Genomic DNA, 21,834 nt, shown 5'->3' on the forward strand with positions numbered 1-21,834 from the left:
CCTTTCTAGCGGAAGCTTTTCTGCAGCCGCCGCGAAAGCAGCTTGACCGTCAGATTCAAGATCAGCACAAAGATCAGAATGATGATTGAAATCGCGCAGGCCAGTTCAAAGTTAGGCTGCTCGCCCGACATCACCGACCAGATGTGAACGGCCAGCGAAGTACCTTGCTTCAATAAGCCCGGCTGATCGTTAATAAAGGTACCCATCGTATAGATCAGCGCCGCCGATTCGCCGACCACCCGGCCGATGCTTAACAGAATCCCGCTGAGAATACCCGGCATCGCGCAGGGCAGTGTGATCTTGAATATCGTTTGGGTCTGGCTTGCGCCTAACGACAACGACGCGTCGCGCAGACCCTGAGGCACAACCCGCAGCGCTTCTTCAGTTGAGCGGATGATCGTCGGCAAGAGGATGATCGCCATCGTCAGCGCGCCCAGCAGAATATTCGTCGTCTTTGCCCCCATGGCCGCGGTAATCGGAAACAGCACGCTGACGCCCATTAAACCATAAACGATCGAAGGAACGCCGGTCAGCGTTTCAATCCCGGTGCGGATCGCGGCGTTCACTTTGTTTTTTTTAGCCATTTCGCTTAAATAGACAGCGCTGGCAATGCCGATCGGCAGCGCGATCAGCAGCGATACCAGAATTAAGTACGCGGTGCTCACCAGCGATCCGCGGATGCCCCCGCCCGGCGTCTTGATAAACATCGACGTCAGCTTCGCCGCTGACTGATCCAATGTTTCCGCCACTTCAGCAGCCCTTGCGGAAGCGAGCATCCCGGTGAAGTCCGCTGTTCCGGAAGCGTCGGTAAAATCAATTTTTTCCACCTGCAGTCCGGCGCTCATCGCGACCGGTTTCCCCTGGTTCGCCCCGGAGCTGGTATCCACAGCTGATGCCAGCGGCGAATTCTCCGCCACGGCTTCGATCAGGACAAGCTGCTTCTTTTCATGGGAAAGATGGTCGACAAAGCCCACACCCCACTTTTCGCTCCACGCCACCTCAGCACCGAGATTTTCCGGACGCGGATAGCTCCCGGGCTGATTGCGTGTTTCATCCAGGGCCACGATCTTGCTGAGGGACCAGTAATCGCTGCGCAGCAGATCCGCGTTGATCAAGGACAGACCATGACTGAAAATATACACGAACAGACTGGTCAGCACCACAACGGCCAGCGCTGCGCTCAGCACCGTCAGCAGCTGCAGAAAACGATCGCTGATCACACGCGGCATTCGATTGGTTTTCACTGTCCATTCCCCACTTTCTTCTTTACCCAGTTCAGACTGAGATTCGACAAAAGGATCACGACCATCAGCAACAGACCGACGGAGAACCGGATATCGTAATCCAGTCCGGTTGTTTCCTTCAATCCCGCCAGCATCGTCGAGGTCAGCGTGCGGGTGATGTCGAACAGATTGAACGTCGGGCCGAACAGCTTGTTGCCGGCCACCATCGCAACCGCTGTCGCTTCGCCAAACGCCCGGCCCAGTCCCAGAATCGCTCCGGCGAAAATCCCTGACTTGGCGCTGGCCAGGACAACTTTGAAATGGGTCTGCGTCGCACTCGCCCCCAAAGCCAGTGAACCCAGCTCCAGATCCGGATCGACCGCTTCGATGGCCGTCACCGCCAGCGAGGTGATCGTCGGGAAGATCATGATCGCCAATAACAGAATCACCGCAAGCAGCGAACTGCCCCCGGCCGTACTGACCCCCGCCAGCGACGCCAGCCCTTTCACCAGCGACGTAATCACCCCTGCCGCAAAGACGCCGTAGACGACGCTGGGAATCGACGCGAGCAATTCCACCACCGTTTTCATCAGCGGTTTAACCGGCTTGGGCGCGATCTTGACGATGAACAGCGCCGTCAGCACCGCGATGGGAAAGGCCAGCAGCAGCGCTCCAAAAGCGGAGATCAGCGTATTGATCACGATAAATCCAACGCCGTAGACGCCCTGATCCTGCCGCCACAGCGTTCCTAACAGGAAATCTTTCAGCGATACAGAGCCATAGGCATAGCCGGGTAAAAACGGCTGGATTCCTTTCATCAGAATAAACAGCGTGATCAGCACGATACAACTGCCGGAAATCAGCGCCGCCAGAAAGAAAACGGCTCTGACCGTCCGGTCCGTTCTCTGCTTGCGCCGGGCCTGGCCGGGGCGGATTCTCGCTTTCAGATTGCTTTCCATAACCTCATCCTTCCTTCGAAACGAAACCGCTCCGCCGGCAAATCCGCCGGGGAAGCGGTCGCATCCCGTTTACAAATTACTGAATCTGATCCCAGGACGTTACCGTGCCGGTAAAGATATCGTGAACCTGAGCCTGCGTCAGATTGGCAACGGCCGTATTCGCTTCATTGACAATCGTTACCACCGCATCAATGCAATACTGACCTGAAGCCATCGCCGATGATGTGTCTTCCTCGCCGCTTTTGAAAGCCCGCGAAGCAAAGCCGATATCCGCGCGGTTAGCACCGTCTTTTTCTGAACCGAGGACGCGCTTGTAGCCGTCGCCCGAACCGGTCTGGTTCATCGTGAACTGGAAGTTGCCCGCCAACGGCTGGAATGCTTCCAGCGCGGCTTTCAGCGTTTTCTCCACGGATGTCGAACCGCAGGTCGCGATCGTAATCGCCGAGTTGTCTTCGTTGACGATCGGATGATTCGCCGCCAGTTCAGCCCAGGCTTTCCCCTGGCTCTTATCGACAACGCCGCCGGCCTTTTCCACCACCAGCATGCCTTCTGTGGAATTCTGCAGGAAGTCTAAGAACGCTGCGATCAGCTGTTCTTTCTCCGCACTTTCATAGTCACCGGCCGCCCGGGTTGTGAAGGCAAACGGACGCTGCATCCCGTAGGTTCCGTCCAGAACTGTCGCTTCGCTCGGCGCCACGCCTTCAAAGTTCAGCGGCTTCACGCCGTTGGCCGCAAAATCGGTGGACAGCGACACATAACCGATGCCGTTTACATCCGCTCCGACCTTGGTCGCCATATCGCCGTTGCTGGAAACTTCAATCGCGGAGGACGTCAGCTGTTCCGCAAAATCTCCAGCTTTTTCAAACGCTTCCCGCGTACCGGAAGTCGCGTCGCGGGTATAGACGTTGATGGCTGCGGACGCTGACGGCGTAGCTGTTCCTCCCTCTGTTGGATCTGTCTTGGGTGCTGTGCTGCAGCCAGCGACAAGCAGCGCTGTCAGTACGAATACAAATAATTTCTTCATTTCATTCATCCCTTTCTTGAACAGTTCCCAGTTTACCGCGCTACGATTAACAGAAAATGAAGCTTGCGTTAAGAAACGGTTAAAAAATAAATTACCCAAAGCATTGTCCTTTCTCTGTTCCCCCACATGGAAAAACATCTTTCAGCCGGCAGGCTGGCTGCCAAATCATGAATCAAGGCTGAAAAACGGAGGCTTCCTGTCAGGACATTCCTTTTTTTCCCATCCACCGCTCCCAACGAAAAACAAGCACAAAAAAAAGCCAGGGAATCCCTGACTGAGGACGATCTTTCTGGCTGGCTTTCAGCTTGAAGCGCCGGCGTTTGTATTCTGCGGCGAAGGTTCTGGAGGGCGTGAGGAATGTTCCGCAGGCGAAGGGTGATCCGCCGCGTCAGAACGAACCGGCAGCCGGATGACGAAGCGGCTTCCGCGGCCAACCTCGCTGTCAACCTCAATCTCGCCCTGATGCGCGCTCACGATTGCCTTGACGATCGCCAACCCCAAACCGCTGCCCCCGCTGGCTCGGGACCGGGATTTATCTACCCGGTAAAAACGCTCAAAAATCCGATCCAGATGTTTGGCGTCGATCCCGCAGCCGTCATCGCTGACCATCAGCACCAGCCAACTGTCCTGACGCCGCGCCTGCATGCGGATATGCTCTGGCTGGCTGTGCGCCAGCGCATTGTTCAATAAATTCGCCAGCGCCTGATGGATTTTCTGTTCATCCAGCCAGAACGTTTCGTGCGTTTGATCCTCCGCCTCCACGATCACACCCTGACTTTTTGCCTGCGGCGCAGCCTCCTTGATCAGACTGTCAAACAGTCCGCTGATCTCACAGGGCGACAGCTCCAGCGCCAGCGTGCTCATGGATAAGCGCGACAGCTTTAACAGATCGGCGACAATCATTTCCAGCCGTTTTGTTTCCTTTTCAATCTGGATATGAAAGTCCTTCATCGTCTTGGGATCATCAAAATCATCCCGGTTCAGAATTTCAATCATTCCCTTGATCGCCGCAATCGGTGTTTTCAGCTCATGCGACGCGTCGGCGATGAAGCGTTTCTGCATCCGTTCCTTTTCCATCGCCTGCGTAATATCCTGAAACACCAACAGACATCCGGTAAACCGACCGTTCTCCTGAATCGGCACGGACAGGCACTGGAAGTCGACATTGTTATAGCACAGATTGCGCACGATCGCATTCTCGCTCAAATACGCTTCCTTCAGAAACAACTGCACCTCAGGAGCAATCCGCTCGTCGCGATACGTGAATTCTTCCTCACCCTCTTCGCTCAGAAACCGGCTGAATCCTTCATTGTATAAAATCAGATGACCATAGGAATCCATCATGGCTAAGGGGGAGGGGATATTCGTCAGGATCGTCATGATCTGCTGCTGCTTCAGCGAAGCATCCTTGGCCGAGCTGCGAACCTGCGTTTTTAACGTCTGTTCTTTCGTCCGCATCGTTTCGCGCAATGTGTCCTGACTGTGCCACAGCAGCGCCATCGCGACCAGTCCGAGCAAGACCAGCGCGCTCCAGGCTTCCAATAAGCCCTGGGCGCAGAACAGCGCCAGACCCGCGACGGTGACAATCAGAATTAGAGCTTCACTCGTTTTCATGCCTGTCCCCGCCGTTTATGCCTGGACTTCAAGTTTATAGCCGACCCCGCGCAGGGAGGCAATCTTCACACCGCTGCCCTGCAGCTTATTGCGCAGCTTGAAAATGTGGACGTCAACGATCCGGGTATCCCCGTCGTAATCAAAATCCCAGATCTCGTTGAGAATGTTATCGCGGGATAAGACGATCTGCGGATTGCGAAGCAGATATTCCAGCAGCTCAAATTCCTTTTTCGTCAGGCTGACCGGCTGACCGTTGACCGACACTTCCCGGCTTCCCAGATCCATCGTCAGACCACCCATTTCCAGCACCCGCCGGCTTGTCTTGACGATCCGTTTGACATGGGCCTGGATCCGCGCCAGAAGCTCGCGCGGGGAAAATGGTTTAGTGATGTAATCGTCGACGCCGGCCTCGAAGGCTTCCAGAATGTCTTCTTCCTCATCCTTCGCCGTCAGCATCATCATGACGCTGTCAATACCTTTGCCGCGGAACAGCCGCACCAGCTCAATCCCGCTGATTTCCGGCAGCATCCAGTCGATGATCATGATATCAAAGCTTTCGTTCAGCCCCTTTTCCCGGGCGCTGGCGCCGTCTGAGCAGCCGGTGACGTCAAACCCGGCGTTTTTCAAATCGTAGCTGATCAGGTGGCGGATGCTGTCCTCATCCTCAATTAAAAGAATCCGCGGCATGCTCTATTCCCCCTTTTCACCATAGCGGTCAATGATTTTCTGCACCAGCGGATGCCGTACGACATCGTCGCTGGACAGCTGCAGTACGCCGATTTCCTCAATTCCTTTCAACAGGCCGACGGCGTCCATCAGACCGCTGCGCTGGGATTTCGGCAGATCCACCTGCGTCACATCGCCGGTGATGATCATCCGCGACTGAAAGCCCAGCCGGGTTAAAAACATTTTCATCTGGGCCGGCGTCGTGTTCTGCGCTTCGTCCAGAATAATCACGGCATCATCCAGCGTCCGCCCGCGCATATAAGCCAGCGGTGCGATCTCAATCGTGCCTTTTTCGATCAGCTTCTCTGTCGTTTCCGCACCCATCAGATCATGCAGCGCGTCATACAGCGGGCGTAAATACGGATCGACTTTTTCCTTCAGATCGCCGGGCAGAAATCCCAGGCTCTCCCCCGCTTCCACTGCGGGCCGGGTCAGAATGATCCGGTGAATCTCACCTTTCTTCAGCATACTGACGGCGTAGGCCACAGCTAAATAGGTCTTGCCCGTGCCGGCGGGGCCGACCGCGAAGACAATCGTTTTCTTTTCCATCGCTTCGATAAAGCTGCGTTGACCCTCGGTTTTCGGCGATATCGCCTTGCCGCTATGGGTGCGGGCCAGCACCTTGGACTTCAGATCGCCCAGATCGACCGCCTGCTGCTTGCGCTGCGTGCGGACTAAGTATCGGATTTCCTGCTCGCTGATCTGTTGGGAACGCCGGATCATCTTCAGCATTTCCTGCAGAATCTCCGCCACCGCTTCGGGATCCTGGCAGCGGATCGTAAACTGATTGTCGCGGAAGACAATCTCCGCCCCATACAGTTCGCATAAGCAGTTCAGGTTGCGGTCCTGGTAGCCGATCAAATCAGCCGCTTCCGACGCGCTCAGATGTTCCATCGACAGGACATAGGTCATGGTTTTCCTCCTCGAATTTAAGGTCGTGTCAGATCCTCCAGTAACGTATAGTGGATCTTCATCGTTATTGTACCCGCATTCCTGTCAAAAAGTAAAACATTTTCTTTGATAATTTTCTCATCCTCCTGCAGCTGCTCAGCGATCTGACTGCGGCAGTCCATCAACAGACGAAAAAACGCCAGCGCGTCATGCAGCGGGAAATCCGGTGCATCTGACAGCGAGCTTTCCACGGTGTACCAGGTGTAGCCGTAAACCTTGCCCTTGACATAGAGCGGTTGAGGCACCTCAAAGGCATCTTTCAGTTCATTGTCGATCAACAGATCCCCGGGGTGAACGATCTGGTTGATTTTTACCTTTTTCTCCCCATGCTGAACGTCAAAACGCACAACCATGCCTTCCTTCTGCGCATAAATCGGATCGTTGGTCAGCTGCGGAGTTTCAACGTATTCCTTATCCGTAAACTGAAGCTGCAGCCGCGAGCCTGTGCGAATGACCTCAGTCCAGCCCAACCGGTCCTCAAAGCTTTCCTTGATCAGAAATTCAATCGTTTCCGCCAGATTCTGATCGGCGGTGAAAAACGGCGCGGCATAGCCGTTCTCCGCCAGCTGCTGCTCGATCTGGCGCTGCAGGGTTGGATCCGTTCCGGTTACGCTGACCTGAACAATGCAATGGGAATAAAACATCCACAGCGCCGCCGCCAGCGCAACAGAAAACAACCGCAGCGGCTGCTGGAACTGGTGCAGCAAAAAACCGGTGACGCCGCTGGTCCGCAAACATTCCGCGTCCTGAAACAAACCGGTGATCCGCCGCCGGCTCGTCACCGGCGTCCAGAAAACCAGCCCTTCCGGGGTCTGCTTGAGTTCCATGACCTCGATATCCTGGCGCAGACATTGATTGAGAAAAAACGTCAGCGGTATTTTCAGCCGCCAGCAGTCCATGCCGAACAGAAAAGGCAGTCTATTCCGCATCGAACTTCACCCGCCTGATCTGCCCGGAAAGAATGATTTCGTCGGCGCTGAACACCCGGATATGAAGGCCGCTGCCTTCGACGATCATTCTGCCCTGTTTGGACTCGGTGATAATTTGTTCGGGGCTGACGAGGATCAGCCGCTCGAAGTCTTCGATCATGGCCTGTTTTTCACTGACTGTGATCATCGCGCACACTCCTTCCTCTGATGTAGGTTATGCGCCAGCACAGGCAAACATGAAAAAAGCGTCCGCAAAGGGACGCTGAGGCGTTATGATCCTGTCAGATCAAAATGACAACGAGGCGAAAGCGCGCTAATTCATTGACTCGGGAGTTGTCAGCGGCGACAGGGCGGCCGCCAGTTCTTCGCTGAGCTGTTCCGTCAGAATCAGATTCTCCACATGAACGATCCGGATTCCCAGCCGCTGCGCCAGATCGGCCAGAATGAATTCATACAGCCCGTGGTTGACCTGCAGGCGGGCAGGAATCCCGGCGATCAGGATAAATTCACGCAGGGCTTCTACCAATGCTGTGCACAAATCTTCCCGTTTGCGGAAACTGAATTCAATATGTGTCTGATGCCGGTTGGAGCACACCAGCACCAACATCCGAAACGCCACCGCAGTGCCATGTTCCGCTTCCAGCGGATCGAGCAGGCTGACCACATCCAGCTGCGCGGTTTCCCGCGTATGCTTGAGCTGACTGAGCTTGTCGGCTGCCGCTTCGTCGATCATACAGGCTGGACCTTCGATCCGCACAGCGCCCTCTTTCGGCACTAAACGCCAGCTCTGATCACTTAATCGTGCCGCTTCCACCCATTGTTCATCCGTCGTTTCCGGACCGTTGTACGCTGCCAGGATTTCGCTCAGCGCTTCAACGAGCAGCCGGGTTTCCTCAATCCAGCGGGAGGAAGGACGCACCTCCAGCAGACCGCAGTGAATATCGTTGATAAAAACCTGCAGTCCATCCTGCTGAAATAAAGCAACCTCCGCTTCCTCCGCGCAAAACGGCCGCCACATGATCCGCCGCGACGCCTGAACCGCCATGTGGTAGGAATCCTCCTGGGCCAGCGAATTGCCGACCAGCTGATCCCAGTCGTCATCACAGATTTCCAGCACCGTTTCCTCGCCCATCTGTAAAAACGAAGCGCATACCGGCGCGTCAAACAGCGGCAGCTCCAATTTGATGTTCATCATTTCCCATTGCTTATCCCGCCACTGCTGATAAACCTGTGCTAAGGCCCGCTTAAACTGCTGGAGTGCTTGTGTTGAACTTTGCATTGTGACCGTCTCCTCCTTCATTCTGATGCTTTCCTGCATCATCGCGCTGATCGCTTTTTCCGATCCGCTTTGATTTCAGTCTGTTCTTTAATTTACTGCTTTCGGATTTCCCTTTGATCCTTCGCTGGCCGTTACTGAGGATTCAAGGATTCAGCGATCATCCGCCTGTCCTCATTTCAGCCAGAAAAGCTCATCCTACGAAAAAAGAAGCTTGCGCTTCTTTATTTTGAACGTCTAGCCTTTCTTGCAGCCTCCGACTTCAATTTACGACGGACGCCTGGTTTTACATAAAACTCTCTTTTGCGAGCCTCAGCAAGGGTTCCGTTGCGAGAAACCTGACGCTTGAAACGACGTAATGCGTCATCCAATACTTCGTTCTCTTTTAAGACAACTCTTGGCATACTTACCCTCCCTTCTGATGCAAGCAGATATATTATAACCAAACCATCCGAAAAAAGCAACCTTTTCGGAACGATTTGAGGAATGTTTTTCAAGAATTTTCATTCGTTATTTCTTACAGGAAGACTGCACTGCACAGCTGCGAAATTGACAGCGCTTTCATTCGGACAGATCCCACTTTTTATTCATCCTGTTAAAAAAGAGCCCAATCTCAAAAGAACCCGATGAAACAGAAGCCGGGATGAATCATGCTCGATCTTTTAAAAAGAGGAACGTCGCTTTAATTCAATGTTATTCAGAATGTAGTACCCACTTTCTCTCTTCTCCAGAATTCCATCGCGGCAAAGCTTGCCTAAAATACGGAACAAATGCCGATAACTCATCCCCACTGAGGCAGAAACATCAGTAAGAATATCACTAAATACATTTTTATGCGAATTTTGCAGGATGTACGTACATAGACGATGCTCGCCGGAACATAGCGCTGATAATGTATAATTATCTGAACTTTTAGACAACTTGGCTGCCAGTTCGCCGCCTAAAAAATTAAGAAATCGAAGATTTACTGATAATTCGTCAGCACATGTCGGATAATTCACGGCGATACAGTCCAGGGCGGTGATCGCTTTAACCGTCGTTGTGGCATTTTTCTGTCTCATCATGAGTTCAATATCACCAATCAGACCGGAAGAAATGTAATAACACAAAATCAAGCTTTTTCCGTCGGGCGTTGTCCGGCAAACCTTCGCACTGCCGCTGATCACAATGAGGATCCATGGCATGGAAACACCTTCTTGACAAACATTTTCCCCGGGCGCAAAACGCAGGCAGCCGCAAGATTGAAGCGGAACATTTTCCAGGCCATATTCTGCGAGCTTATTTTCATGGGCTTTAGTAAGGGGTATATTCTCCATATCAATCACCTCAAATCAATTATATACGAATGCGTTTGAAAGCACTATGACCTATGTCCTATGCAGGATAAACAGAATTTTGTTATTCTCGAAGTAAAGAGGTGGTCTGAATTGTATCCGATTTTAGCGCTGGTTAACGGTATACTATTAGCCATTATGGTTTCAATAAACGGAGAATTATCGAAACAATATGGCGTATTCTCAGCATCCATATTGATTCATATCGCAGGCACGGCTTCCGCATCTCTCTGCCTTTTGAAAAAAGGAAAAAAGCCACTGTGGACGCATCATCCAAAATGGATTTATCTGGGCGGAGCGATCGGGGTCTGCACTACTGTATTTCAATGTATTGCGGCAGAGTCGATGAGTATAACCAGCGTCGTTGCACTGGGATTGCTGGGGCAGACAATTGCCTCCTTGTTCATTGATAAACTGGGTTTGTTGGGGATGAAGAAAAGACCGTTTCCACAATCAGCACTGATCAGTCTGTGTCTTTCAGTTCTCGGAATCTTCATGATGTTGGATGATGAAAATGCAGTCGTTGCGATTGGAATTGCGTGTGCCGCAGGCATATCCGTGGTCTTATCCAGAACCATCAACGCATATCTGGCAGAAAAAACAGGAGCGCTGCAGGGCGCGCTGATCAACCATCTGATCGGACTTCCTATTACAATACTGCTCGCCGCAGCCACCGTGAAATGGAGTGATCTTGTCCAAAGAGCACCGTTAAGCGGAACGTCTCAACCCTGGATTTATTTTGGCGGAGTCCTGGGTGTGGGGGTTGTGATGTTATTTAACATCATTGTTCCCAAACTCTCTTCATTTTTGCTGACCTCACTGGTCTTTATTGCGCAGATATTTACGGGAATTATCTTAGACAGTATGCAGGGGCTCTCCTGTTCTGATGCCTCTCTTTACGGTGGGCTTGTCATTGCTTTCGGCGTTGTTGTCTACATGGCCGCGGATCGCATTAACCCTTGCAAAAGAACAAAAGCGTCAGGAAAGTGTGGCAGAAACAAAACGGATTGAAGAAGAATACCAGAATGGCTTAAAAGAGAAACAGGTTAAAAATTGATTTATTTCATGGAACAACTCGAGATTTTATGCTGGATGATATAATCAGACACCTCTAAAATCTTCTTTGCATGCAAAAAGAGGAAGTTTTCAGCTTCCTCTTCGTTGACCGGCAGTGCCGGTTTTTTATTTTTCTTTTTTACGAATTCCAAGAGCAGCGGTTAATACCCCGCGGCTTCCTGGCCCGCCAGCAACGCGACGCCGCTGGAGGTTCCGATCCGGTCGGCTCCCGCTTCGATCATTGCCTTTAAATCATCAAAGCTGCGCACGCCGCCGGCCGCTTTCACCTGGCAGACATCGCCGACCGTCTGTTTCATCAGACGCACGTCTTCCACCGTTGCGCCGCTGGTAGAAAATCCTGTCGAGGTTTTTACGAAATCCGCGCCGGCTTCCATGCAGGCCTTGCAGGCGAAGACCTTTTCTTCATCGCTCAGCAGGCAGGTTTCAATGATGACTTTCAGCGTATGTGCGCCCGCCGCTTCCCGGACCATTTTGATATCCCGGACAACGCCGTCATGATCGCCGTCCTTCACGCCGCCGATGTTGATGACCATGTCAATTTCATCCGCGCCTTTTTCAATCGCGTCGCGGCATTCAAACGCCTTGGCTTCGCTGGTCATCGCGCCCAGCGGAAAGCCGATGACGGTGCAGACCTTGACGTCGCTGCCTGCCAGCTGCTGCTTGCAGAAGGGAATCCAGCAGGGATTGACGCAGACGGTCGCGAAATCATGTTCGCGGGCTTCGGAACACAGCTTTTCCAGCTGGCTGCGGGTACTGGCAGGTTTTAGCAGAGTGTGATCAATGTACTTATTCAACGGTTTCATCTTCATCTTCCTCCTCCGTTTCAAAATAATACTTGCGCAGGGCGTCGCGGACCGCCGCCGGATCGCTCATCCACGGTTCCCGGCCGAATTCCCGGTAAATAAAGGTTTCGTCGCCCTTGCCTAAAATCAGGATCGTATCTCCGACATTGGCCACTTCCACCGCCTGACGGATTGCGTCATAGCGGCTTTCAATGATAATGCGGTTGGTCTTCTGAATACCCGAAGCAATTTCTTCAGCGATCTGAATCGGATCCTCGTCGCGCGGATCGTCTTCGGTTAAGATAATCAGGTCGCAATATTTATCCGCAAGCTGACCGAAAACCGGTCGTTTCTTCGTATCCCGCTTCCCCGCGGAGCCAAACACGGAAATGATTCGTTTCTCCTTCGGCGTGATCGCGGACGCGAACTTGAAGATCTGTTCCAGGCCGTCCGGAGTATGCGCGAAGTCAACGATGATATTGAACGGCTGGCCTTCTTCAATCCGTTCCATCCGGCCTTCGATCTGCGGAATCGTATTGAGCTGTTCCAGAATCTGTTCCATGGGCAAACCGCCCTCATGCAGCGCGGCGATCACCGCCAACAGGTTATACAGATTGAACATCGCAACCAGATTGGTCTGGACCGGGTATTCATGGCCATTATAAACTAAGGTAAAGATGGTTTTGTCCGCGTTGAGCTGGATATCCTTCGCTTCATAATCCGCTTTTTCCAGCACGCCATAGGTCACAACACGGGCGGGGCAATCGGCGACGATCGCCATGCCGTGAGGATCATCCTTGTTGGTAATCGCTGTGCCATCCGGCTTCAGCTGGTCGAACAGGCGTTTCTTCGCTTCAAAGTAATTCTCCATCGTCCCGTGATAATCGAGATGATCATGCGTCAGATTCGTAAAAATCGCGATGTCGACGTCCACGCCGTCCGTGCGGTGCTGTTCCAGACCGATGCTGCTGATCTCCAGCGCGCAGGCTTTCATCCCGTCTTCCGCCATATCATGCAGAATCTGCTGCAGCGGCACGATGTCCGGGGTCGTCAGTAACGGCGGCAGCTTCGTGTCGCCATACTCAATCGAAATGGTACCGATGTAGCCGCAGGCATAGATCGGATCCAGCAGGTTGCGGATCATGCAGGCGATTGACGACTTGCCATTAGTACCGGTCACGCCGTAGACCACCATCTTCTTTGACGGATAGCCATAGAAGCAGGCCGCGACCTGATTGAGTGCGGCGGTGACGTCGCGCACCTTGATGTAAACGACATTCGCGTTGTTGCGCTTGATATCCTCGCTGTGAACGACGCAGACCGCGCCGTTTTTCACGGCCGCGTTGACGTAGCGGTGACCATCATGGATCATCCCTTTAATACAGAAGAAGATGGAATTGGGCAGCACATCGCGGCTGTCCACCATCAGATTTTCAATTTCAATGTCCGGAGCGTTGTCAAACAATGCGGATAATTTCATTTTTCCTGACCTCCTTGTGCCTGCGCTGCCAGCTGATCCCCGATCATATGTGTACAGCGGGCCACAATCCGTTGTCCGCTGGCAAACTCGCCTTCAATTTGCACCGGCAGATACTCGCTGCTGTGTCCGAACGCAGCGCCGTTTTCACAGGTTTCGATAATTACGTCGACGTCCTTACCGATCCAGCTGCTTTTTACCGCGTAATAACTGTTGCGGGAGAATTCGCCAACCTGATGGGCCCGCTGCTTCTTCACCTCCGATGAAACCTGACCGCTCATCCGCTGCGCCGGGGTTCCGGTTTTCGGGGAGAAAGGGAAGACGTGGATGAAGCTGAAGTGGATCTGCTTCAGAAAGGCCATCGTTGCGGCAAATTCCGCCTCGCTTTCCTGCGGAAAACCAACGATCAGATCGGTGCTGATCGAAATTCCGTCAATCCGGCTGCGGATTTCTTCCACCCGCGCCAGAAACTGCGCCGTCGTATACGGCCGGCCCATCCGTTTCAGCGTGGCGTCGCAGCCCGCCTGCAGCGGAATATGCAGATGCCGGGCGATCTTCGGCTGCGTTTCCATCAGCGTCAGCAGCTCATCAGTGATCTCTGTAATCTCGATCGACGAAATCCGGATTCGCTCCAGCGGTTCAATCTGACACATCCCGCGGATCAATTCGCACAGGCTGGTGTCTCTATCTTTCCCATACCGGCCGGTATGTATCCCGGCCAGAACAATTTCCTTATGCTTCTGCGCCAGCCGCCGCGCTTCCTTCAGCGCTTCGTCCAACGGCAGCGAGCGCTCCCGGCCGCGGGCATACGGGATGATGCAGTAAGCGCAGAACTGGTTGCATCCATCCTGCACCTTTAAGTACGCGCGCGTCTGATGTTCAAATTCATCCAGCGGCAGCATTTCAAACTCGGCGGACGTCCGCACGTCATGCAGCTCGACAATCGGCTCGCGGCGCTGGCGCAGCGCTTCGTCGATCAGCTGCGGCAATTTGTCCTTGCCGCTGGAACCGACCAGAATGTCGATCTTTTCCTGCTCACACATCTGTTCCGCCTGAATCTGGACGTAACAGCCCACAGCGCACACCAGGGCGTCCGGGTTCTGCCTGCGGGCCTGATGGATTTTCTGCCGGCTCTTGCTGGCGGCGGTATTGGTCACCGCACAGGTAAATATGATGTAAACGTCGGCTTTCTCCTTGAAGTCCACCGTCTGATAGCCACGCTGCCGCAGCGCCTGAGCGGTACTTTCCGACTCGTAGGCGTTGACTTTGCAGCCCAACGTTGAAATTGCGACACTCGCCATGAATTCGTCCCCTTCCATGATGGATATTATACCAAACTTTTAACCCCGGAGGTAGTCTTTTAGCGGTCATTCTCACCCTGCCAAAGGAAAAGGCCTTACGGCCTTGAAATGCGGGCGATTTTTGATTTCAGTTTCGGCAGGATATAGCCGCTGGCGCAGCACGCATCGCGGATCTGAAGCGGATCCTGACTCAGCACCGCGGCCGCCAGCGGCGCGCCCTGAGCGGGATCAAGCTTTTCGCCGGTACAGACCAGCGAAAGCGGCAGCTCGGTTTCCGTGCCGTCAAACGCAAAAACTTCCAGACAGTGCACGCGGCCCTCGTAAACCGCGAAACCCTGCTCATTCTGAAAAATCACCTGCGGCGAGGCAAAGCCCGCGTCGTAGGGCAGTCGTCCATAGATTAACGGATCAACGATCTTATCCGCAAAGCTTTTGACCATTTTGAAAAACTGCGGCAGTTCCAGCACCGCGGTTTCGTGATCGTACAGCGCGTTGATCAGCGGATCGAAGAATGGGATCATCACCAGCTTGTCCTCAACCGTAAACTTCTTCATGTCCGCAATCGCGGCCTGAATTTTTGGCCGTACAAATTCATTGCGTTTGGGATAATCGATGATCTCCCAGATATCCAGCATTTCCGTCCGCGTCTGTTCGTACAGTTCCTCAATCTTCTGCTTGTTTTTCAAGCCCTCTTCCAGAATGCTCAGCGTATACACATCCCGCGCCGTTTTTACCGGACGATCGAGCTGATAGGGTTTCAGCCGGGCGTTGATGCGCGCGGTTTCCTTGCGGACCTCATTCAGTTTCAGAAATTCCCGATCGTTGCCTTTGCGCAGAATTTTAATCATTTTCGGATTCATCATTTAACCCTCCAGCACGGCTCCAGCCAGACAGACCGCCGCCACTGCCGCCGTTTCCGCCCGCAGAATCCGTTTGCCCAGCGAGCAGCAGCGATAGCCCTGTGCCTGCAGCCTTTCAATCTCAGCCGGACTGAAACCGCCTTCCGGGCCGATCACCAGCGTCACGCTGCGGCCCTTTTCCAGCTGAGCGCTCAGCAAACCACCGTGCAAAGCTTCATCTTCATACGCCACGAAGTTCTGCTCGCTCCGCCACGCGCCGGCGTCGGCCAATTCGATCGGTGCGCACACCTGCGGCCTTTGCGTACGCTTGCATTGTTGGCTGGCTTCCTGAACAATCTTCTGCCAGCGCTCTAATTTTTTATCTATTTTATCCTGTTCCAGCTTCACGACCGTGCGGCTGGATTGAAACGGAACGATCCGGCTGACGCCCAGCTCCGTGCATTTCTGCAGCAGCCAGTCCCAGCGCTCGCCTTTGATCAGACCGGCGACTAATGTCAGCGTTACCGGAAGCTCGCGGTCCTCGTCCAGCAGTTCTGTGATCTGAATCTGACCCGCGCCGTCCAGCACGCCGCAAAAAACGGTGCCTTCCGCGTCGATCACGCGCAGCGTTTCCCCTTCCTTCATCCGCAGGACACGCTGTAAATGATGGCGCTGCTGCGGATCCGGTTCGATCACGCTTCCGACGTGGGTTTTCTGTTGTATAAATATCTGCTGCATGTTATCACCGTGCTTTATTTTACCAGAAAACAGGCCGGAAGGGAATGAAAATCCCGCCTGGCAATCAGGAAAGCCGTTCCGGGCTAAAAAAGCAACGAAACGACCCAGCTCTTGTGAACCAATCCGAAACTTGGAATTGATCCCTCTTCGCCGTCAGAAAAAAAGCAGCGGCATGCTGCTTTCTGAGTGAGATCTGAGATTTATTTTGATTTTTCCGCAGTTTGTTTCTCCCGCGGCAGGATCAGGTTCAGCACAATGCCCACAGTCGCCGACAACGCGGTGCCCGACAGGGTGACCAGTTTGCCTAACGGCAGAACCGCGCCGCCCAAGCCGATGACCAGCATGGCCGAAGCGATGATCAGATTGCGCTGCTGCCCAAAATCGACCTGATTGTCGATCAGAACCCGCAGACCGTTGGAAGCAATGACGCCGTACAGAATGATCGACATTCCGCCTAATACGGCGTTGGGAATCGTTGAGATGAACGCCGATACAATCGGGACGCAGCTCAGCACGATCGCGATGCAGGCCGCACCGACAGTCACGTACACCGAGGACACCTTCGTCATCCCGATGACGCCCGTATTTTCGCCATAGGTCGTATTCGCCGGTCCGCCCAGCAGCGCCGAAATGGACGTCGCGATGCCATCGCCCATTAACGTCTTATCCAAGCCCGGTTCCTTCAGGAAATTGCGGCCGCAGATCTTGCCCAGCACGGTATGATCGCCGATATGCTCGGAAATGGTCACCAGCGCCACCGGCAGGATCGCGAACGTTTCCGGTCCGAAATACAGGTGATAGCTCTTAAACCCCGGAATAGCAATCGGCAGAATGAATTCCGGCAGCGATAAGAACCGCCCCGACTGCAGGACTTCCTGCAGCGGCGCAAAGTCCACGATGCCTAAAGCCAGCGCAAACACATACCCACCCAAGATTCCGCAAAGGAATGGAATGATTTTGAAAAAGCCTTTTGCCTTCGTGGAGATCAGAGCAGTGAGAATAAAGGTAAAGACCGCTGTCAGCATGACTTTCCAATCCCCGCCGGTCACAAAGCCGGCGTTGCCGACCGCATTGGCCGCCAGGCCCAGACCGATAACGGCGATCATCGGGCCGATGACAATCGGCGGAAGCAGCTTGTCAATCCAGTCCTTGCCGATGAAACGGACAAGAATCGAAACGACGACATAGACCAGACCGATCAGGATTAACCCGGTCTGCGCTGCGCTGACATCGCCGCTCATCGCGGCGACCGCAATCTGGACGGCGCTGATGTAGGCAAAGGAAGAACCTAAGTAGACCGGAACCTGAAACCGGGTGATGCAGCTGTAAATAATCGTTCCGATGCCGGAAGCAAACAAGGCGACGGAAATCGGAAAGCCGGTCAGCACCGGGACCAGGATGGTGGCGCCAAACATCGCAAAGACATGTTGGAAACTTAACAGAATCCATTGAGTCGGTTTTGGTTTTTCGTTGACGTCGAGGATCATTTCTACTCGCTGTGACATAAATACCCCTTTCCGGGCTTAAATAAAAAGCCCTTTTGATTTTGTGCAAAAGGACTTTCCCCTTAATGTAGTTCAGCCTTGCGATCTCTCTGGATCCGCTTAAAAGCCCTATGCGGTTTTCATTATAACATAACTAAGCGGCGATTTCATCCACTTCCGGTAAAAAGCCTGAAATGAATTTTCTGACATTCCCGAACATCTTTAATTTCAAACTGGATTCAGCGATGCCAAACAAGGGCGGACTAGTCAGAAATCCCGGCAGAGAGCCTGACCGGCAGTTGATCGTCAGTTTGTCAGAAGGCGAACTTCTGAATCAATAATTTTCCAGCATAGAATAAAACTCGTCGCGACCGTCTTTTTTCGCCTGCGTTCTGAATTTAGCGATATCCGCCGAATTCAATTCACAGACCACCATCTCGAAATAACGGACTTGCTGATCATCGTAGGCCTTCTGCGCCAGCGAAAGAACCTGATCGTGCGGAAGATCGTAAATCAGGTTTGACAGAATATCCAGATTCTGATTCTCATACGCCTGATTGGCATATTCTGCCTTTTGTTCGCTGGTCAAATCATTGCACAAATTCATAAACACATCCGTGCGATGATCGTTAAAGGCTTGATCAACCAGCGCCTTCAGGGTTTCGTTATCAACTTTGGAATAGAGCCGGTAAAGCACTTCTGTCCGATTGTCGGCATACGCCCGCTCAAGCAGCGTCTTCGCGGTTTCCTTGGAAAGGCCCCAGATAATTCGGTCAAACAGCTCATCCTGCTTTTCATCATAAGCCTGGATCGCCAGCTTATCCATCAGCTCGCCAGGCAGATCCCCGTCAAAGACAAACAGATAATCCCGGCAACGCTGATCGTCGATCACTCGCTGAGCATACGCCGCGACGCTCTCTTGTGGCAAATCATAGAAAGCTTCTTTAAAATATTCGACGCGGTTATCGGCATAGGCCTTTTCTGCCAAAGCTTTCCGCTGCCTGGAATTCAGCGAACTTGCAATCTCTTCAAAGAATTCAAGACGCTGATCAGCATAAACCCGGTCGGCCCACGCACCGAGCTGATCGGTTGTCAAATCGCGGATCGTTTCCATAAAATACGCCAACTGGTTATCCGCATAGGCTTTCTCCGCCCATTCAGACCGCTGCGGAGCCGGCAGGGAAAGCAGCGCGATTTCAAAATCATCAAGCCGCATATCCGCATAAGCCTGCTGCGCCAACGTCTCAATCTGATCCTGCGGCAGCTTCGGTACCAACAGATCAAACGCATCCTCATATCGACTCTGATAAGCCTGCCGGCTCAAATTGAGAATTTCGGATTCCGGAAGCGCGTCGGCCAGCACCGCAAAATAATCCATTTCCTTCGATGCATAGAAGGTGCGGGCCATGTTTACAGCCGCTTCCTCGTTCAGCTTCGCAGCCACGGCTCTGAACTGCGACATTTTCTTTTCCTTATGAAAGCGGACAGCCAGTTCCTCCGCAGATTCGGTGTAGGGACCTTCGATCGAGGTTAAAAGCGGCGTACGCGAAGCCAGTGAGCTGTTGTTGCGGACTAACCGCGCATGTTGTTCGGAAACCGCCTGACGGACGGCTTCCATCTGTTCCTCATTGTCCATGACCGCTTTCATGCTTTCGTCAAAGGCGACGCTGATCAGCGAATCCTGATACACGCTGCCCTCCTCCGACCGGTCGGCTCCCGCCCAGTTCAGCGTCACGATGTAGCCCTGCGTATAGACGCTGCCGGAAAAATAGAAGGTTCTCTGGTTTGTCGAGGTCGTGGCCGTCATCACCGGCGCCGCGGCCGGCGTCGGCGTTTTCCAGCTCAACGTAGAACCGCACAGAATACCGCTGGCAAACAATACAGCCCCGGCAGCCATCGAGATCAACGCCCGTGCAGTTCCTGACTTTTGTTCATCCATAATTGCACTCAGCCTTTCTTTTAACAAGCTCAAGTTTTCATTCAACGTAATTGATACGATGATATCGCCATAGGTTCCCTTATCCTTTAACGTGTGGATCAACGTGTCGCCGTAGCAGCGTTTTTCCCGCGCCGAGAGAGACCGCAGCACCTGTTCATCGCAGGCCAGCTCACACAGACTTTCCATATGGCGGCCGATCAGGCGAACAACAGGATTAAACCAGTGAATGCAGACCGCCAGCTGAACCAGCCATTTTGTAAAGATATCTTTGCGCTGATAATGCGTGAGTTCGTGGCGCAGAATCATTTGCATTTCCTCAGGGCCGCAATCCTCCGTAGTCAGAATGATCATCGGATGAAAGACACCGGGCAGCATCGGCGATACTGCCAGCTTGTTAATCCAGACTGGCAGCTGGCGGCGGATGCCCATTTTCTGGCGAACCTCGTCCAGACATTGCCGGGTCTTCGGGCTGGATGGAAAACTGCCGGCTTTAATAAACCGCAGAAATCCTTGATAGCTCGTGATCCGACGAACCATCAGCACCACGGCAACGCTTAACCACAGCACCCAGGCTGATCGGATCAGATCGTCCAGCCAGGCGGGCTGATCAACCTGGCAGGTTGATCGGGAAGGCTCCGGTGTTGGAAGGAATCGGATATCCTGAACCGGATCACTCTGGACTTCCTGTTCAGGATGTTTTGTTTGTTGATCCGCAACAGGATTCCTGATGGTTTCCGGCGTCCTTGCCGCAAGCTGAGCTTGCGGCTGCGGGTTCCAGGTTTCCTCAGAAAACAAAGTACCGACAACCCCGGCTACCGGCGATACCGGAATTAAAAGCCGCAGAATCACAACCAGCCAGAGTCCGTAGCGAAAACGGAAACTCAAATGATTTTTCAGCAGCTTTTCCAGCAGTACAACGATGCCGGCCATCCATAACGCGGAAACCGAAACTGAAAGGAAACCGATCATGAAGGTGTTCATTTCAATTTCTCCTTCCCCTGCTCCCAAAATTTTTCCAGTTCTTCAATGTCTTTGGATTCCAGGCATTGCTGCCCGAACAGCGACGTCAGCAGCGTACTGACATTTCCGCCAAACACCTGATTCACAAACTGAACCGACTGAGTTTTTAAATATTCTTCCTCGCTGATGCGCGCAACGTACAGCGCGCCCCGGCCTTCCTTCTGGCTGATCAGCATTCCTTTGTCGATCAATCTGGAGATAAAGGTCCGCACTGTCGTGCGTTTCCAATCATGGTCAGTTTGTTCTATCTGGTCCAGCAATTCACTGATCGTCATCGTACCCCCATGATCCCAGATCAATCTCATGATTTCCTTTTCAGAATCAGACATCAGTTCCATGTTCTCTTCTCCCTCCCTTTTTATTACATCTTGTAGTCAATTATCATACTACACTTCGTAGTCATTAATTGCAAGCTCTTTTGTTCAATTTCCAACTTATTTTCTCATTCTTCGAAAAATTTCTAACTTTTCTTGTTTTCACCCTTTATTTGGTCTTTTGCTTCAGTTCAAGGCAGCAACAAAAAAAACGAATTCTGACAGAGCGTGATCGTCCTGTCAAAATTCGTGGGCATGGCAGTTTAGTTCGATTGCCAGCGTTCCTCAAACCATTCCGGTTTTTTTAACCGTTGGAAGTCGCCGGATTCAAAAAGCGCATGGAAATGGCATGTCTGCGAAGAAGTTAACGTTTTCAAGCTGATCGTTCTGGTTTTCCAATTTAGAGATTCAGTTAACCCAAAATGATCCAGAATAGCGATCACGTCTTCCTTTTTCGGATCAAAGTCGGAAGCCTCAAAGTTAAAGTTATAGAAAACCACTCCGCCTTTTCCCGGATCCGTATAATGGACTAGAAAAAACGTTTCGGGATGTTCTCCGATTTCAAAGTAATCGCCGACGTCCAGCCCTTCCAGCCATGCCTTCTCCTTGTTGAGCTTCACAGCTTCCGACGGACTTACATTGGTAATAATAAGCATCCGTTGGACTTTTCCAGCTTTGACGCTGAGTTTTATGGAAGATTCCGACTGCGTATACCAGTAATAATGGATCGAAGCGCAGCTGACGAGGGACAGAGCGCAAAGAAACATCAAAGTTATCGCGGTTCCCTTTCTCTGCCATTTTCTTTTTATCATCGTTCAGTCCCCCTT

The 21,834-nt window shown here is 52.7% G+C and carries 22 protein-coding genes; 2 read left to right on the plus strand and 20 right to left on the minus strand.

What is annotated here, in order from left to right; genetic code table 11:
- Positions 1-5 precede the first annotated feature (5 nt).
- From pstA to BQ7364_RS03840, 11 genes are all read right to left on the minus strand, one after another.
- On the minus strand, positions 6-1,244 hold the full coding sequence (pstA, locus tag BQ7364_RS03790) for a phosphate ABC transporter permease PstA (protein ID WP_234973147.1): 1,239 nt from the start codon (positions 1,242-1,244) through the stop codon (positions 6-8).
- On the minus strand, positions 1,241-2,182 hold the full coding sequence (gene pstC / locus BQ7364_RS03795) for a phosphate ABC transporter permease subunit PstC (protein ID WP_072683486.1): 942 nt from the start codon (positions 2,180-2,182) through the stop codon (positions 1,241-1,243). The genes pstA and pstC overlap by 4 nt, the downstream gene beginning before the upstream one ends.
- Positions 2,183-2,258: 76 nt before the next feature.
- A complete protein-coding gene (locus BQ7364_RS03800) occupies positions 2,259-3,206 on the minus strand; it encodes a substrate-binding domain-containing protein (protein ID WP_072683487.1) in 948 nt (315 codons plus the stop codon).
- Between the two features lie 300 nt (positions 3,207-3,506).
- On the minus strand, positions 3,507-4,820 hold the full coding sequence (locus BQ7364_RS03805) for a sensor histidine kinase (RefSeq protein ID WP_072683488.1): 1,314 nt from the start codon (positions 4,818-4,820) through the stop codon (positions 3,507-3,509).
- 15 nt (positions 4,821-4,835) lie between these two features.
- Complete coding sequence (locus tag BQ7364_RS03810) at positions 4,836-5,507, minus strand: response regulator transcription factor (protein WP_072683489.1); 672 nt, start codon at positions 5,505-5,507, stop codon at positions 4,836-4,838.
- Positions 5,508-5,510: 3 nt separating this feature from the next.
- The gene (locus BQ7364_RS03815; protein ID WP_072683490.1) at positions 5,511-6,458 is read right to left on the minus strand and encodes a PhoH family protein; all 948 of its coding nucleotides are present in this window, start codon (positions 6,456-6,458) and stop codon (positions 5,511-5,513) included.
- A 17-nt stretch (positions 6,459-6,475) separates the two neighbouring features.
- The gene (locus BQ7364_RS03820; RefSeq protein WP_072683491.1) at positions 6,476-7,426 is read right to left on the minus strand and encodes a sporulation protein YqfD; all 951 of its coding nucleotides are present in this window, start codon (positions 7,424-7,426) and stop codon (positions 6,476-6,478) included.
- The gene (locus BQ7364_RS03825; protein WP_006060198.1) at positions 7,416-7,613 is read right to left on the minus strand and encodes a YabP/YqfC family sporulation protein; all 198 of its coding nucleotides are present in this window, start codon (positions 7,611-7,613) and stop codon (positions 7,416-7,418) included. Before BQ7364_RS03825 ends, BQ7364_RS03820 begins: the two co-directional genes overlap by 11 nt.
- Positions 7,614-7,739: 126 nt before the next feature.
- A complete protein-coding gene (locus BQ7364_RS03830; protein ID WP_139248548.1) occupies positions 7,740-8,705 on the minus strand; it encodes a DUF6930 domain-containing protein in 966 nt (321 codons plus the stop codon).
- A gap of 221 nt (positions 8,706-8,926) precedes the next feature.
- Positions 8,927-9,106, minus strand: coding sequence for a 30S ribosomal protein S21 (gene rpsU, locus BQ7364_RS03835; protein WP_020223152.1), 180 nt, complete (start codon positions 9,104-9,106; stop codon positions 8,927-8,929).
- A 258-nt stretch (positions 9,107-9,364) separates the two neighbouring features.
- Positions 9,365-10,018, minus strand: a complete 654-nt coding sequence (locus BQ7364_RS03840) for a cyclic nucleotide-binding domain-containing protein (protein WP_072683493.1) — start codon at positions 10,016-10,018, stop codon at positions 9,365-9,367.
- Positions 10,019-10,078: 60 nt separating this feature from the next.
- Between BQ7364_RS03840 and BQ7364_RS03845 the strand changes: the two genes are divergently transcribed.
- Positions 10,079-11,047, plus strand: coding sequence for a DMT family transporter (locus BQ7364_RS03845; protein WP_200798756.1), 969 nt, complete (start codon positions 10,079-10,081; stop codon positions 11,045-11,047).
- Positions 11,048-11,253: 206 nt separating this feature from the next.
- On the opposite strand, the gene deoC is transcribed toward BQ7364_RS03845, so the two are convergent.
- The 6 genes from deoC to BQ7364_RS03875 form a co-directional block, all read right to left on the minus strand.
- Complete coding sequence (deoC, locus tag BQ7364_RS03850) at positions 11,254-11,922, minus strand: deoxyribose-phosphate aldolase (RefSeq protein WP_139248550.1); 669 nt, start codon at positions 11,920-11,922, stop codon at positions 11,254-11,256.
- Entirely contained in the window at positions 11,900-13,375 is a 1,476-nt protein-coding gene (locus BQ7364_RS03855) for a UDP-N-acetylmuramoyl-L-alanyl-D-glutamate--2,6-diaminopimelate ligase (protein WP_072683496.1), read from the minus strand. The genes deoC and BQ7364_RS03855 overlap by 23 nt, the downstream gene beginning before the upstream one ends.
- A complete protein-coding gene (mtaB, locus tag BQ7364_RS03860) occupies positions 13,372-14,673 on the minus strand; it encodes a tRNA (N(6)-L-threonylcarbamoyladenosine(37)-C(2))-methylthiotransferase MtaB (protein ID WP_229100638.1) in 1,302 nt (433 codons plus the stop codon). The genes BQ7364_RS03855 and mtaB overlap by 4 nt, the downstream gene beginning before the upstream one ends.
- 95 nt (positions 14,674-14,768) lie before the next feature.
- A complete protein-coding gene (locus tag BQ7364_RS03865) occupies positions 14,769-15,533 on the minus strand; it encodes a hypothetical protein (protein WP_139248551.1) in 765 nt (254 codons plus the stop codon).
- A gap of 3 nt (positions 15,534-15,536) precedes the next feature.
- Positions 15,537-16,250 (minus strand): 16S rRNA (uracil(1498)-N(3))-methyltransferase, encoded by a 714-nt coding sequence (locus BQ7364_RS03870; RefSeq protein ID WP_072683499.1) that lies wholly within the window; start codon positions 16,248-16,250, stop codon positions 15,537-15,539.
- 200 nt (positions 16,251-16,450) lie between these two features.
- Positions 16,451-17,755 (minus strand): uracil-xanthine permease family protein, encoded by a 1,305-nt coding sequence (locus BQ7364_RS03875; RefSeq protein WP_072683500.1) that lies wholly within the window; start codon positions 17,753-17,755, stop codon positions 16,451-16,453.
- 173 nt (positions 17,756-17,928) lie between these two features.
- Here BQ7364_RS03875 and BQ7364_RS17920 point away from each other — a divergent pair, with 173 nt between their 5' ends.
- The gene (locus BQ7364_RS17920) at positions 17,929-18,075 is read left to right on the plus strand and encodes a hypothetical protein (RefSeq protein WP_159432750.1); all 147 of its coding nucleotides are present in this window, start codon (positions 17,929-17,931) and stop codon (positions 18,073-18,075) included.
- Here the strand turns inward: BQ7364_RS17920 and BQ7364_RS03880 are convergent.
- The 3 genes from BQ7364_RS03880 to BQ7364_RS03890 form a co-directional block, all read right to left on the minus strand.
- Positions 18,069-20,654, minus strand: a complete 2,586-nt coding sequence (locus BQ7364_RS03880; RefSeq protein WP_072683501.1) for a M56 family metallopeptidase — start codon at positions 20,652-20,654, stop codon at positions 18,069-18,071. The genes BQ7364_RS17920 and BQ7364_RS03880 overlap by 7 nt on opposite strands.
- The gene (locus BQ7364_RS03885) at positions 20,651-21,031 is read right to left on the minus strand and encodes a BlaI/MecI/CopY family transcriptional regulator (protein ID WP_072683502.1); all 381 of its coding nucleotides are present in this window, start codon (positions 21,029-21,031) and stop codon (positions 20,651-20,653) included. The genes BQ7364_RS03880 and BQ7364_RS03885 overlap by 4 nt, the downstream gene beginning before the upstream one ends.
- Positions 21,032-21,270: 239 nt before the next feature.
- Positions 21,271-21,819 (minus strand): hypothetical protein, encoded by a 549-nt coding sequence (locus tag BQ7364_RS03890; RefSeq protein WP_072683503.1) that lies wholly within the window; start codon positions 21,817-21,819, stop codon positions 21,271-21,273.
- Positions 21,820-21,834 lie beyond the last annotated feature (15 nt).

The organism is Holdemania sp. Marseille-P2844 (genome assembly GCF_900120005.1).
Taxonomy (GTDB): domain Bacteria; phylum Bacillota_I; class Bacilli_A; order Erysipelotrichales; family Erysipelotrichaceae; genus Holdemania.